This window comes from Enterococcus durans (assembly GCF_002277935.1).
GTDB lineage: Bacteria > Bacillota > Bacilli > Lactobacillales > Enterococcaceae > Enterococcus_B > Enterococcus_B durans.
On the sequence record NZ_CP022930.1, the window covers coordinates 2,195,410 to 2,209,289 of the forward strand.

At 38.9% G+C, this 13,880-nt stretch carries 16 protein-coding genes and 1 riboswitch; of the genes, 13 read left to right on the plus strand and 3 right to left on the minus strand.

Annotation, left to right across the window (positions count from 1 at the left end; all coding sequences use genetic code 11):
• Positions 1-22: 22 nt before the first annotated feature.
• Positions 23-625, minus strand: a complete 603-nt coding sequence (locus tag CJZ72_RS10505; protein ID WP_081133430.1) for an FUSC family protein — start codon at positions 623-625, stop codon at positions 23-25.
• A gap of 109 nt (positions 626-734) precedes the next feature.
• Between CJZ72_RS10505 and CJZ72_RS10510 the strand changes: the two genes are divergently transcribed.
• On the plus strand, positions 735-1,688 hold the full coding sequence (locus CJZ72_RS10510; RefSeq protein ID WP_081133431.1) for an aromatic acid exporter family protein: 954 nt from the start codon (positions 735-737) through the stop codon (positions 1,686-1,688).
• Positions 1,689-1,891: 203 nt separating this feature from the next.
• Here the strand turns inward: CJZ72_RS10510 and CJZ72_RS10515 are convergent, their stop codons facing one another.
• A complete protein-coding gene (locus CJZ72_RS10515) occupies positions 1,892-2,851 on the minus strand; it encodes a Gfo/Idh/MocA family protein (protein ID WP_081133432.1) in 960 nt (319 codons plus the stop codon).
• Positions 2,852-3,037: 186 nt separating this feature from the next.
• On the opposite strand from CJZ72_RS10515, the gene CJZ72_RS10520 reads away from it, so the two are divergent.
• The 9 genes from CJZ72_RS10520 (at position 3,038) to purB (ending at position 11,433) form a co-directional block, all read left to right on the plus strand.
• Complete coding sequence (locus CJZ72_RS10520) at positions 3,038-3,574, plus strand: hypothetical protein (protein ID WP_081133433.1); 537 nt, start codon at positions 3,038-3,040, stop codon at positions 3,572-3,574.
• A gap of 13 nt (positions 3,575-3,587) precedes the next feature.
• Positions 3,588-4,391 (plus strand): M15 family metallopeptidase, encoded by an 804-nt coding sequence (locus tag CJZ72_RS10525; RefSeq protein ID WP_005876442.1) that lies wholly within the window; start codon positions 3,588-3,590, stop codon positions 4,389-4,391.
• 9 nt (positions 4,392-4,400) lie between these two features.
• Entirely contained in the window at positions 4,401-5,015 is a 615-nt protein-coding gene (locus CJZ72_RS10530) for a glycoside hydrolase family 73 protein (RefSeq protein WP_005876445.1), read from the plus strand.
• Between the two features lie 21 nt (positions 5,016-5,036).
• A complete protein-coding gene (locus CJZ72_RS10535) occupies positions 5,037-5,720 on the plus strand; it encodes a beta/alpha barrel domain-containing protein (RefSeq protein WP_005876447.1) in 684 nt (227 codons plus the stop codon).
• A 355-nt stretch (positions 5,721-6,075) separates the two neighbouring features.
• Positions 6,076-6,173, plus strand: a riboswitch (purine riboswitch).
• 135 nt (positions 6,174-6,308) lie between these two features.
• A complete protein-coding gene (locus CJZ72_RS10540) occupies positions 6,309-6,890 on the plus strand; it encodes a xanthine phosphoribosyltransferase (RefSeq protein WP_005876449.1) in 582 nt (193 codons plus the stop codon).
• A gap of 2 nt (positions 6,891-6,892) precedes the next feature.
• The gene (locus tag CJZ72_RS10545; RefSeq protein ID WP_005876451.1) at positions 6,893-8,209 is read left to right on the plus strand and encodes a nucleobase:cation symporter-2 family protein; all 1,317 of its coding nucleotides are present in this window, start codon (positions 6,893-6,895) and stop codon (positions 8,207-8,209) included.
• Between the two features lie 309 nt (positions 8,210-8,518).
• Positions 8,519-9,007 (plus strand): 5-(carboxyamino)imidazole ribonucleotide mutase, encoded by a 489-nt coding sequence (gene purE, locus CJZ72_RS10550; protein WP_095443816.1) that lies wholly within the window; start codon positions 8,519-8,521, stop codon positions 9,005-9,007.
• Positions 9,000-10,124, plus strand: coding sequence for a 5-(carboxyamino)imidazole ribonucleotide synthase (gene purK / locus CJZ72_RS10555; RefSeq protein ID WP_005876455.1), 1,125 nt, complete (start codon positions 9,000-9,002; stop codon positions 10,122-10,124). The genes purE and purK overlap by 8 nt, the downstream gene beginning before the upstream one ends.
• Before the next feature lie 13 nt (positions 10,125-10,137).
• Complete coding sequence (purB, locus tag CJZ72_RS10560) at positions 10,138-11,433, plus strand: adenylosuccinate lyase (RefSeq protein WP_005876456.1); 1,296 nt, start codon at positions 10,138-10,140, stop codon at positions 11,431-11,433.
• 140 nt (positions 11,434-11,573) lie between these two features.
• Here purB and CJZ72_RS10565 read toward each other — a convergent pair whose 3' ends face one another.
• Complete coding sequence (locus tag CJZ72_RS10565; protein WP_005876458.1) at positions 11,574-11,948, minus strand: hypothetical protein; 375 nt, start codon at positions 11,946-11,948, stop codon at positions 11,574-11,576.
• A 254-nt stretch (positions 11,949-12,202) separates the two neighbouring features.
• Between CJZ72_RS10565 and purC the strand changes: the two genes are divergently transcribed.
• The 3 genes from purC to purQ are packed head-to-tail and all read left to right on the plus strand — an operon-like array spanning position 12,203 to position 13,879.
• Positions 12,203-12,919: a phosphoribosylaminoimidazolesuccinocarboxamide synthase gene (gene purC, locus CJZ72_RS10570; RefSeq protein ID WP_081133435.1), complete on the plus strand. Its 717-nt coding sequence runs from the start codon at positions 12,203-12,205 to the stop codon at positions 12,917-12,919.
• A 29-nt stretch (positions 12,920-12,948) separates the two neighbouring features.
• Entirely contained in the window at positions 12,949-13,203 is a 255-nt protein-coding gene (gene purS, locus CJZ72_RS10575; protein WP_081133436.1) for a phosphoribosylformylglycinamidine synthase subunit PurS, read from the plus strand.
• A gap of 1 nt (position 13,204) precedes the next feature.
• A complete protein-coding gene (purQ, locus tag CJZ72_RS10580) occupies positions 13,205-13,879 on the plus strand; it encodes a phosphoribosylformylglycinamidine synthase subunit PurQ (protein ID WP_081133437.1) in 675 nt (224 codons plus the stop codon).
• Position 13,880 lies beyond the last annotated feature (1 nt).

The window sequence follows — 13,880 nt, forward strand, 5'->3', positions numbered from 1 at the left end:
GGACACTAGTTTTTTATATGTATTACTGGTCAAGATGATTGTTTTGTTTCTTGATCTGTTCCTCGACTTTTGCTAGATCCTCACGCAGTCGTTCTTCTCTTTTTTTTAGTTCAACAAGGTCTTCTGCTAATTCTTCTTTCTTCTCGATTTCTGGCGGGCGCAAGAAGAAATTGATTCCTATTGCAATAAATGTTCCGATAAAAGTATCTAGGACTCTTTGAATCGCATACAAGGAGGATTCACCTTGCGGAATACTTAAAGAAATCAAAAGTAGCGTAGAGATGGCGGAAATGATACCTGGATTATTATCGATTCCGTCAGATACAACAATGACAACGATAACTAAAAGAGGAAGCAAAAAAAGTTCTACGAGAAAATCATTGTGAAAATAGTTTTTGACAAAAAAATAGAAAATCCCTAAGAGTCCTCCTAATGTATTGCCGATGATTCGTGAACGGCCAAAGGAAACTGTAGTAGTCAAATCTTGTCTTAATGAGAAAACAGCAGACAAAGCGGCGATCATAGGAAGGCCGCGATTAGATACATGAAAAAACAAAATACATAAGAAAACGGCTAAAGCAGTTTTTGTGGTTCGCATACCGAGGCGAAAACGACCAAATTGCATAGAGTGATCTCCTTATTCTCCTTTTTAATAGGATAACTAATTTTCGGGAAGATTGCTAGTGTTTCGTTGTTGCTTTTAGTATAATCCTAAGAAAAGGAAGAGGTGACTTATGCGTATTGGATTACGAACAGTGAAAACGGTTTTGAGCAGTATGTTGTCGATGGCGGTTGCCCATGCCTGTTCCTTGTTGTTTTGGCCCTCAGCAGGGATCATTGCATTATTGAGTGTTGGGAATACGAAACGGTCGACTTTATACACAGGTATCTATCGAATCACGGCCTTTATTCTTGCTACATTGGTTGCTTTTATTAGTTTTTCTGTTTTAGGATATACGATTCTAGGTTTTGGGTTATTTTTATTGTTGTTCATACCTGTGACAGTCTATTTTAAATTGACCGAGGGAATCGTTGTCAATTCAGTATTAGTTACACACTATTTAAGTGAACAAAATATGAGTTGGTCTTTGATCGGCAACGAAGCAGGGTTGATGGCAATTGGCGTTTTATTTGCCCTGCTTGCAAATATCTATATGCCGAATACCAAACGAAGACTTCAAGAAAAACAATTGGTGATCGAAGAAAGATTTCGCATGATCTTAAAGAATATGGCTCAGTTTCTTCTTTCAGGTGAGCAGATAGAGAATGAAAAAGCCTGTGAAGAATTGCTTGTTTTTATTCGTACTAGTCAAACAGATGCCAGAACACACCAAGAAAACTTTTGGTTGAAACAGACACAATATTATGAGACTTATTTTTCGATGAGACGTGCGCAAGTGAATGTGATTAGAGATATGCAGGATACGCTTCAAAGAATCAAACGCCCAGATTTATATGGCAAACATATCTACGGTTTATTGATCTATACTGCAGAGACTTTTTCTGAAAGAAATGATGGGAAAGAGTTGCTAGAACGAATTGAAGCAGTGTATGACCTATATCGTGACATGCCATTACCAAAAGATCGATTAGAATTTGAGGAACGTGCAGAGTTATTCCAATTTCTACAATCTTTTAAGAGTTTTATTGAAATAAAAGCAGAATTTTCGCAACAAGTTAGTTTTTAGAAGAGAAATCACTGGATAACAGACGGAGAAACAGTACATTTCTAGGTGGATCACTAATGTAGCTTGATGTTTCTAAGCTTTATGGAGACGCGCAAAAAAGAAAACCTCCAGTTTTTGTTGTAACCAATGTGGAACAGAAGCGATATACGCGACAGTTGGGTTTACTGATACTGGAGGTCCATATTTTTAATGTGTGGTAGAGCCTATTTTTCTTTTTCCCAAAGTTTTTGCATGTCATCGAGGATAGCGATGACATCTTTCGTTAAGAAAAGTGATTTGTTAGGGCGCTCACCGGCGATTGTTTTAGTCATATTTTCAATTTCATAGTTCATTGCCTGTGCAGTATAACCACTTTCGATCCATTCTTTGGTGCCATCGTTATAGGTTATTTCTGCACGATCAGCACGAGGATAATCGGTGATCGTTAAGTAACCATTCTCAAAGGCAACGATCCCAACTTTCGGCATTTTGGCTTGGAATGTAAGACTGATCGTCGCCATTTCATTTTCTTTGTTCCTTAAAAGAGTGACAGATTGTTCATCGACGCCAGTCTTAAAGGGAACCATGCTGGATGCGATGACTTCTGGTTGAGAACTTAAAAAGAAACGAGCGAAGGACACTGCATAGGTACCGATATCTAACAAAGCTCCGCCAGCAAGTTCTGGATTAAAAAAGCGATTGGTTGGGTCAGGTTCTTTGTAACTGCCAAAGGGTGCTTGGATCATTTTTAACGCTCCTAGTTTTTGGGAGTCGATCAAAGAGCGTAATTGCTGATAAAGTGGCATATTGAAAATGGTCATAGCTTCCGCTAGAACTAACTGCTTTTCTTCTGCCAATTTCATGGCTTTTGCTAATTCATCTTTATTCATTGTGATTGCTTTTTCGCACAAGACGTGTTTGTTTGCATGCAGTGCTTGCAAAATATAGTCGATATGCTGCCGGTTAGGAACAGCGATATAAATGATATCGATTGCTTCATCATTCAAAAGTTCTGCATAACTGCCATATGCTTTAGGAATAGCGTAGCGTTTGGCGAAAGTTTCTGCTTTTTCTAATGTTCTTGAGGCAACCGCTGCCAATTCGCTCGTTTCTTGTTCAAAGCTGTTGGCAAATTCATGGGCGATCGAACCTAGACCGACGATGCCCCATTGATACTTTTTCATACTTCAAAACTCCTTCTCGTGTTATATTTAATAGAGAGTCTTATCATTTAGCACTCTGTGTTTCCTGACTTGATTATAGCAAATATCTCTTTGTTTTTTCAGTCAAAACACTTTAGTAAGAAAGAATAAAGAAGTAGTGATTTTTTTAGGAATTTTAAGTAAAATAAATTAGAGGAGGAGATTATCGTGCATCAAGTATACGTTGATCTTATTATTAGTGTATTACTCGAACAATTCGAGACAGAAAAGAATTTTTTAGATGATTATTTACTGATTAGCGAGGAGCAGTGGCAAGGTTGGAAAACTGGAGAAAAGAATCTTCCTTCTGAAGCCATGCAAAAGATCAAAAATCTCTTTACAGATTATGAATGGATGCTGACACAAAAGATTTTACGTCAGACGATCATTTTCCCTGAAAAAAGGACGACTGCTGTAGCAGAATATAAACAAATCAAAACGAGGATCGCTCAAAAATGGTTAGGAGCAGGGATCGCTAATGTAGAATTGATTCCGTTGAAAAATGATCAATATCTCAGTCGGTTTCTTGACTTGAAAGTAAGTATTAACTATGATGAATGGGGTTATGATGACATCTTGAATTTTCGTCTGCCTGCTGATATCCAAAAGCAGATCGAAGGAGAAAAGGTGGAACTCCTGGATTGGGTAAACGAAAATTTAGAAGAAACTTACGTTCATGAAAAGGAAGAACCAAAAGAAGAATGAAAGGATTTTTTAATTGAATAAAGTATTAGGATTTGCAGCGGTCGTGATCATGATCGGGGCTATGGGGTATGTCATAGTCAGTGAGCAACATACATCAACTGCCGTAGAAGCTGAAAAACAAACAACGGAGAAAGTTCAGACAACAACTTCATCCAGTAATGAAAAGAAGACAAGTACTTCAACTAAGAAAACAAAAAATAACCTACCAGATGTTAAGGCTGAGGACTGGGAGTTGATTCTTGTTGGACCCGATCATAAGCTCGATCAAGAAATTGATGAAGCAACACAATTGACTGCTTTAGACAATGGGTATATGATCGATAAACGCATCAAAGCAAATTACGAGGAACTTGAGAAAGCAGCTGAAGCAGCAGGGTTTCCGTTAGTGATGGTCTCGGCTTATCGTTCAGTTTCCTCTCAACAAGCTGTCTTTTCCCAAAATGTACAACAAGTGATGAGTAGTAAAGGTGTTTCTGAAGATGAAGCAACAAAGATCACAAAGCAGACGATCACAGTTCCTGGGTATAGTGAACATCATACGGGGCTGGCTGTCGATGTAGTAGATCACAATTGGTACAACAATTATACTTCTCAACTGCTAGACGCAAGTTATGGCGACCAGCCAGGTGCGAAATGGATCGCTGAGAATGCGCCGAAGTTTGGGTTCATCGTTCGATATCCAAAAGATCGTCAGGATATAACGAAAATCACTTATGAGCCATGGCATTTGCGTTATGTAGGAAAAGAAAGTGCGGAATATATCACGAAGCATGATCTGACGTTGGAAGAGTACTTGGATCAATTGAAAGAAAAATAGGAGTATCCGATGGCCAAAAAAAAATGGAAAAAGCAAAAGCGTAAAAATGTCCGTATTATTGCTGTTGTTTTGGGTGGCATATTGATCATGATGGCTTTTGTTCTTTCTTTACGAAGTTTGTCCACACCTTTTTCAGATCAACCACAAGAAACTGAAGCAAAAAGCCATCAACAGTTTATTGATCAGCTTGCTCCTCATGCGAAAGAATTACAAAACGGTTATGGAATCTTGCCTAGCATTATTTTAGGACAAGCGATCCTTGAATCGAATTGGGGAAAAAGCACCTTAGCTAGCGAATACCACAACCTTTTTGGGATCAAAGCATACGGGGATCAAAAAAAAGTAAATCTAGAAACCAAAGAATATGTGAATGAAGAATGGATCACGATCCAAGGCGATTTTCGCGTATATGATTCTTGGGAGCAATCGATGGATGATCACACACAACTTTTTGTGAATGGCGTGGACTGGAACCCTGCATTATACGAGAAAGTAATTACAGCAACGAATTATCGTGAAGCCGCACAAGCACTGCAAGATGCAGGGTATGCGACGGACCCGACCTATGCACAAAAGATCATTCAAGTCATTGAGACATATCATCTGGATCAGTACGATCAATAACAGTCAAAAGGAAGTGGCACTATGGCGGAACAATTTATTCCGGAGATCATGACAGAATTACGTAAAGATATCGTAAAAGTACCCGAAGTAATCATGGAAGCAAGTGGAATCAAGATTTTTGGGAAATTGATCCGCTCCATCATCTTTACCACAGATATAGCAATTGTCAGAAATACAAATGCAAATGCGGTCATTGCCGTCTATCCATTCACGCCACATCCAGCAATTACTAAAAGCATTATTGAAGCAGCAGATATCCCAGTATTCTCTGGTGTGGGCGGTGGTCTTACTCAAGGTGCGCGGTCTTCTTATATGAGTCTGTTTGCTGAAGCGCAAGGTTCCCTCGGGGTAGTACTTAATGGTCCAACGCCATTAGAAACGGTCCAAGAAGTATGCCAAGTGGTGGATATTCCTGTAATCAGTACGGTCACATCGAAATATACAGAAATCGATGAGAAGCTTGAAGCAGGAATCACGATCATTAACATTAGTGCAGGAAAAGAAACTGCTGAAACAGTCAAATATTTTCGAGAAAGATACCCAAAGCTGCCTATTATAGCTACAGGAGGGCCGACTGAAGAAAGTATCAGAGAAACGATAGAAGCAGGTGCCAACGCAATTACGTACACTCCGCCAAGTAATGGTGAGCTATTCAGTCGGAAAATGGAAAAATATCGAAAAATCGAAAAAAATGATCAATCTTGACATTCCTAAATAAAGTTGGAAACAAAAAAGAGTGGGATAAACAGTCTTTATTGCTTCTGACTTTATTTTTTTAGTTTGATCTTTAAGAAAACCCGAACAAAATCGACGTTCAAAATTAGAAATATTAGATTTTAGAAAAAAACGATGAAACTTGGTTGTCAGTTTCAGAAACAAATGTTAGACTATTTTCAATATTTGAAACATAACAGTCGTTCAAGTACTTGGATGACTACGAAAAAAACTATCTTGATTTATCCGCCTATTTTTGGCATTTTTCATAATAAAAGTCAGAAAAACGATTGTTTGATTATGTAAGAGCTAGCGTATGCTTCGTTCTAGTAGTTGGTTATAATTGTTTTTCTGATCATCCTCTACTTATATATCGTCATGATAAGGTTGACAGTATCTAGCCAGTACCGTAAATACTGGACTATAAGTAAAAGAGTGTTTTGTACACCCTTTTTTACTTATCGTTAAGTAAAAGGGTGTTTTTTATTCACGCTGAACCGAGCGGAAAATAGGAATAATTGGACTTTTCTGTGAAAAGTGGTTATTTTTGTATTAATAAATGAAAAAGGAGCAAATAAAGTGAAAGAATTAGTTGAACGTATTCAAAAAGATGGACATGTTTTGGGTGAAGGAGTGTTAAAAGTTGATAGCTTTGTCACACACCAAGTCGATCCAGTATTGATGGAACAAATGGGACAGCGTTTTGCAGAAGTATTCAAAGAACAAGGGATCACAAAAGTAGTAACGATTGAAGCTTCTGGTATCGCCCCAGCTTTATTTGCGGCAAAAGAGTTGAATGTACCGATGATCTTCGCCAGAAAAGCGAAAAGCTTAACAATGGATGAAGAATTATTGACAGCATCTGTTTATTCATTTACGAAACAAGTAACTAGTACGATCTCTATTTCTCGTAAGTTTTTGTCTGCAGAGGATAAAGTATTGATCATTGATGACTTTTTGGCGAATGGACAAGCGGCAAAAGGGTTGATCGAACTATGTCGTCAGGCTGGAGCAGAAGTCGAAGGTATTGGCATCGTCATCGAAAAATCTTTCCAAGATGGTCGTCAATTATTGGAAGAGATGGGATTAAGAGTTGTTTCACTTGCGCGGATTGCTTCTTTATCCAATGGGCAAGTCGAATTTCTTGAGGAGGACGCATAATCGTGGAAAAAGAAACACAAAATGGCAAAGCCGCTGTCCTAGGCTTACAACATTTACTGGCGATGTATGCAGGTGCTGTAGCTGTTCCATTGTTGATCGGTACAGGCTTAGGGTTTAATCAAGAACAAATGACTTATCTTATTTCCATCGATATCTTTATGTGTGGATTAGCCACGCTGCTACAATTGACTGTCAACCGCTTTTTCGGTATTGGCTTGCCGGTCGTGCTAGGATGTGCGATCCAAGCAGTGGCACCCTTGATTTTGATTGGTAGTAGTAAAGGTGTTGGTGCCATCTATGGTTCGATCATTGCTTCGGGGATCTTCGTTGTTTTGATTGCCGGTTTCTTTTCTAAAATCAAAAAATTATTTCCGCCGATCGTCACTGGAACAGTTATCACTGTTATTGGGCTAACATTGATCCCTGTTGCTATTGAAAAAATGGGTGGCGGGGATTCAGCTGCCTCAAACTTTGGCGATAAAACGAATTTGTTATTAGCGTTTGTGACCATCTTATTGATCGTGGGGGTTCAAATGTTAGGAAAAGGCTTCGTTCGTTCGATTGCTGTCCTGATTGGGTTAGTTGGTGGTAGTCTTTTAGCAGCGTTCATGGGATTGATCGATTTGAGTGCGATCGGTCAAGCACCATTATTCCATGTTCCGCAACCTTTTTACTTTGGTAAACCAACCTTCGATGTTTGGTCGATCCTATTGATGATCATCATTTCAATGGTCAGTATGGTTGAATCAACAGGTGTTTACTTTGCATTAGGGGATATTACAGGCAAAAAAGTCGGAGAAGAAGAATTGAAAAAAGGATATCGTGCAGAAGGTCTAGCTGTGATTTTGGGTGGGATCTTTAATACATTTCCTTATACTGGTTTTTCTCAAAATGTTGGTTTAGTTCAACTTTCAGGTATAAAAACTAGAAAACCAATTTATTTTTCTGCCTTTTTCTTGATCGTATTGGGTCTGTTTCCTAAAATCGGTGCATTGGCACAGATCATCCCTGAACCAGTATTGGGTGGCGGCATGCTTGTTATGTTCGGTATGGTTGCTGTCCAAGGAATCCGTATGTTATTAGAAGTTGATTTTACAAATGATAAAAATCTTTTGATTGCCGCAGTTTCGATTGGGTTTGGCCTAGGTTTCAATATCATGCCGAACTTATTCAGTCAGTTGCCTGAAACAGTACAAATGTTTACAGGAAACGGTATCGTCATGAGTAGTGTGACTGCAATTATTCTAAACTTGATCTTTAATGGGTTCAAAAAAGATGAAGAAATACTGGAAGAAGCGATAACAAGAAAAAATAAATAGAAAAAATCAAATATAGAGGTTGGGACAGAAGTGTTTAACTCCGAGAAATAAGAAGAAATTCACGAAAATTGCTTTTCAAATTTTTGTGAATTTCGCTTATTTCCGAAGGAGTTGCTTCTGCTCCCACCGTTTATTCGGAGTTAGAGTCTGTGGCAAAACTGATTTTTAGTTTTGTCCCACGCTCTATATTTTTGCTCTAGATAAAACACGAACGATTTTGCAAATCATTTAGATAATATTCGAAAATTCTTTGACAACAAAAAAACTCATTGCTAAAATATGGATGTAAAAGAGAGAGAGGAGAAAGACATGAGTGCAACGGTTTCTGTGATTATGGGAAGTACCTCCGATTGGGAGACGATGAAAAATACTTGTGACATTTTGGATGAATTCGAGATTCCTTACGAAAAAAAGGTGGTGTCTGCACATCGGACACCTGATTTGATGTTTCAATATGCGAAAGAAGCACGTGAGAGAGGAATCAAAGTGATTATTGCGGGGGCAGGTGGTGCTGCTCATCTACCGGGGATGGTGGCTTCTCAAACGACACTACCAGTTATTGGTGTGCCGGTACAAACACGAACATTGAATGGATTGGATTCGCTACTATCGATTGTTCAAATGCCTGGAGGAGTACCAGTTGCAACGACTGCAATCGGAAAAGCAGGGGCAATTAACGCTGGACTACTTGCGATAGAGATGCTTTCAATGTATGATTTAAAGTTGGAGGCTAAATTAGCGCAACGACGCTCAATGTTAGCAGAAACTGTTATAGAAAGTAGTGATCAACTTGGTTAAACCTTTGTTGCCTGGATCAACGATCGGGATCGTCGGTGGCGGTCAGCTTGGCCGCATGATGGCGATCAGCGCGAAAGAAATGGGCTTTAAAGTAGGTGTTCTTGATCCTGTAATTGATTGTCCAGCTGCACAAGTGGCAAATTGGACGATTCAAGGAACCTACGATGACACGTTTGCACTAGAAGAACTTGCTAGAAGAACAGATGTTATCACTTATGAATTTGAGAATGTCAGTGTCGAAGCACTTAATGCGATTTTACCAATGTCATTTATCCCCCAAGGAACGGATCTATTGGCTATCACACAGGACCGGCTGTTAGAAAAGTCCTTTTTGGAAACAAACAACATCGTCATCGCTCCTTATGCGACAATCGTTAGCCCAACGGATATCCAAGATGCAATTGACGGGATCGGGTACCCTTGTGTATTGAAAACAACGCGAGGAGGATACGATGGAAAGGGACAATATGTATTGAGAAGTCGCACAGATCTTGCTCCAGCGATGGATCTGTTAAGAGAAGGGACTTGCGTATTGGAAGCATGGATCCCTTTTGAAAAAGAAATCTCGATCATGGTAGCAGGGAATGGTCAAGGCGAATATAGTACATTTCCAGTAGTTGAAAATATCCATCGTAACAATATTTTACACGAAACGATTGCACCAGCTCATGTTTCTAGTGAAGTAATCGAAGAAGCAGAGCGGATCGCTCGAGTAATTGCCGAAGCAGTGAGCTTGTCGGGCGTTCTAGGTGTCGAGTTGTTTTTGACGAAATCAGGTGGATTATACGTGAATGAACTAGCACCACGTCCGCACAATTCAGGACATTACTCCATCGAAGCTTGTTCGATGAGTCAGTTTGATGCCCATATCCGTGGAATTTGTGGTTGGCCGTTGAGTGACAAAGTTCGTTTGCTCAGCGATGCAGTCATGGTAAACGTATTAGGAGAACAACTGCTTGAAAGTTATCATCTCATCGACAAGAAGCCTGACTGGCAATTTCATTTTTATGGTAAATCACAAGCGAAAAAAGGACGTAAAATGGGACATATCACCATTTTGACTGAAGATATCCAACAAACATTGGATGAAATAAAGAAAACCAATATTTGGGATTAAAGGAGAATAATTGATGCTAGAACGTTATACACGACCTGAAATGGGCAATATCTGGACAGAACAAAATAAATATCAAGCATGGCTTGAAGTGGAGATCTTAGCTGATGAAGCTTGGGCCGAATTAGGAGAAATCCCTAAAGAAGATGTACAAAAAATCAGAGAACATGCTTCATTCGATATTGACCGGATTTTAGAAATCGAAAAATCGACACGTCATGATGTTGTGGCCTTCACACGTGCAGTTTCGGAAACGTTAGGTGAAGAGAGCAAATGGGTCCATTACGGATTGACAAGTACAGATGTTGTCGATACAGCTTATGGCTATCAGATCAAACAAGCAAATGATATTTTAAGAGAAGATTTGAAACGTTTTACAGCAATTATTGGCGAAAAGGCAAAAGAACATAAGTTGACAGTCATGATGGGGAGAACGCATGGGGTACATGCTGAACCAACGACTTTTGGTTTGAAATTGGCTACTTGGTATTCTGAAATGAAGAGAAATATCGAACGTTTTGAACATGCTGCCAAAGGAGTGGAAGCTGGCAAAATCTCTGGTGCAGTGGGTACGTTTGCCAACATCCCGCCTTTTATCGAAGAATATGTTTGTGACAAGTTGGGTATTCGCCCACAAGAAGTGTCTACACAGGTTTTACCACGGGATCTACATGCAGAATATTTTGCAACAATGTCCTTGATTGCAACGAGTATTGAGCGTTTTGCGACGGAGATACGAGGATTGCAAAAATCTGAGACACGAGAAGTAGAAGAGTTTTTCGCTAAAGGTCAAAAGGGGTCCTCTGCAATGCCTCATAAGCGAAACCCGATTGGATCAGAGAATATGGCTGGGTTGGCGAGAGTGATCCGCGGTCATATGGTCACGGCGTATGAAAATGTATCATTGTGGCATGAAAGAGATATCTCACATTCTTCAGCAGAACGCATCATTTTACCTGATACGACGATCTTATTGGATTATATGTTGAATCGTTTTGGGAATATTGTTAAAAATCTAACGGTTTTCCCTGAAAATATGAAACGAAATATGTCTGCTACGTTTGGCTTGATCTATAGCCAACGTGTCATGCTCAAATTGATCGACAAGGGTATGACAAGGGAAGAAGCTTATGACTTGGTGCAACCAAAAACGGCATATGCTTGGGACAACCAAGTACAATTCCGTCCGTTATTAGAAGAAGATCCAGCCATTACTTCGGTTTTATCGAAAGAAGATATCGATGACGCGTTTGATTATCGTCATCATTTGAAAAATGTGGATGTGATTTTTAAACGGGTAGGATTAGAATAAACAACGAATAGTTGAATATAAAAAAGTTACTGCATTGCAACGATCACTAGATCGGTTGCGAACTATCAGAATAACCAAAAAGGGTACGACAAACGGATTGTCGTACCCTTTTTTGTATCTATGACTGCAAGGTTCAAAAACTACGCGTAAACAGCATGATCTCCATAAGCAAAATGTTGTGTATGAAGTAGCTGTAATAATTCTTCAATAAAAGTATAAGTGAATTCTTGTTGATCGTAGGTCACTTGAATTCGATAATGGTTTTTAAAAAGTCTTTGTTCATGAATTTGGCAGATGACCAAATGATGCTTCGTGTTTGTTTGGAACTGAAACGTTCTTTTACGGCATTCCGTTCGTCGTTTAGCCGCACGGCGGATTTTACGGAAGGTATAAAAGCTCGTATCTTTGTTACATAAATAGACATCTTTGATTGAGAGCAAGTCATTATACAGACGGGCTTTCTCTTCTGGTGATAATTCAGATAAAAAACGTTTGGCATAGGTTGACTCTTCCATTCAATTACCTCCTTGAACAAAGTATCCAAGTTTATTTAATTCTACTATAGCACCATTTTTTATCTGTGTAAACGCTTGTCAAGATTTTCCATCAGCTTTAAAAGATAAAAACACGAACATTAGACAATTTTAATGGTGAAAATGTACATATTTTTATTGATTGATCTGACAAGCCTTGTTAAAATCAAAAGTGAAAACACGAACAAAAAGAAGCGGTTTGCTGATGAACGTAAAGTAACTAAGGAGATGGAACTGTGGATAAAAGAGATTTGCTCTATGAAGGAAAAGCCAAGAAAATGTATCGTACTAGTGATGAAGAAGTGATTTGGATCGAGTATCTCGATCAAGCTACTGCGCTTAACGGTGCAATGAAAGATGAGATCGTTGGTAAAGCAGAACTGAACAATCAAATCACAAGTAAGATATTCAATTATCTAAACGAGCAAGGTATTGAGAATCATTTTATTAAACAGCTATCAAAACACGAACAATTAGTAAAAAAATTAAATATCATTCCTTTAGAAGTAGTCGTGCGTAATGTCGCTGCAGGGAGCTTTTCTAAACGTTTGGCGATACCAGAAGGACAAAAGTTACCTCAGCCTATCGTTGAATTTTATTACAAAAATGATCAACTAGATGATCCATTTATCAATGATGAACATGTTTTGTTTTTGAAGGTAGCAACGATGGCAGAAATTGCTGAATTAAAGGAACAAGCAAAACGAGTGAATGATGCTTTGGTACCATTGTTCAAACAGATCGGCTTACAACTGATCGATTTTAAATTGGAATTTGGTAAAACCAGTGCTGGAGCTATTCTTTTAGGAGATGAGATTTCTCCTGACACGTGTCGCCTTTGGGATCTAGAAACGGAAGCCCACATGGACAAAGATGTTTACCGCCGAAAAATCGGTGAGATCGTTCCTGTATATCAAGAAGTATTGAATCGCTTAGAAAAAATCAATCAATAAAAAAACAATGGGTAAAAGGAGAAAAGCACATGTATTTTGTAAAAGTCTATGTCACCTATAAAGATTCTGTTTTAGATCCTCAAGGAGAAGCGGTCAAGAATGCCGTTCATCGTTTAGGGTATAACACTGTAGAAGAGATTCGAATCGGCAAATACTTCGAGATCCAAGTCTCTGCAGAGAAACAGGCAGTTGAAGAAACGATCGAAGCAATCTGTGACAAATTGTTGGCGAATGTCAATATGGAAACGTATCGTTATGAAATCGAACAATTGGAGGAAATCTAATATGAGATTTGCTGTGGTCGTCTTTCCTGGATCAAATTGTGATGCAGATATGTTATGGGCAATACGTGAAATCATGGGTGTCGAAGCCGATTACGTTCGTTATGATGAAACTTCATTAGCAGGTTTTGATGGTGTTTTGCTTCCTGGTGGATTCTCCTATGGCGATTACTTGCGTTGTGGAGCGATTGCCCGTTTTTCATCGATCATGGAAGAAGTGATTCGTTTTGCAAATGAAGGAAAACCAGTTTTTGGTACGTGTAACGGTTTCCAAATATTGACTGAAGCAGGCCTGCTTCCAGGTGTCTTGAGAAGAAATGATTCTTTACGCTTTATCTGTAAATCAGTGCCATTAAAAGTGAATAACCAGACACCTTTTACTTCGGAATATGAGGCTGATGAAGTCATTCAGTTACCTGTAGCACATGGGGAAGGAAATTATTTTTGTGATGAAGAGACCTTACAGGAATTGAAAGAAAACAATCAGATTGCCTTTACTTACGCTACTGAAAATATTAATGGCAGTGTAGCAAATATCGCAGGAATCACGAATAAAAAGGGGAATGTACTAGGGATGATGCCTCATCCAGAAAGAGCGATGGAAGAATTGTTGGGTTCAGAAGATGGAAAACGATTTTTTGCTTCAATGATCAAGAACTTTGGAAAGGTGACTGTTTGAA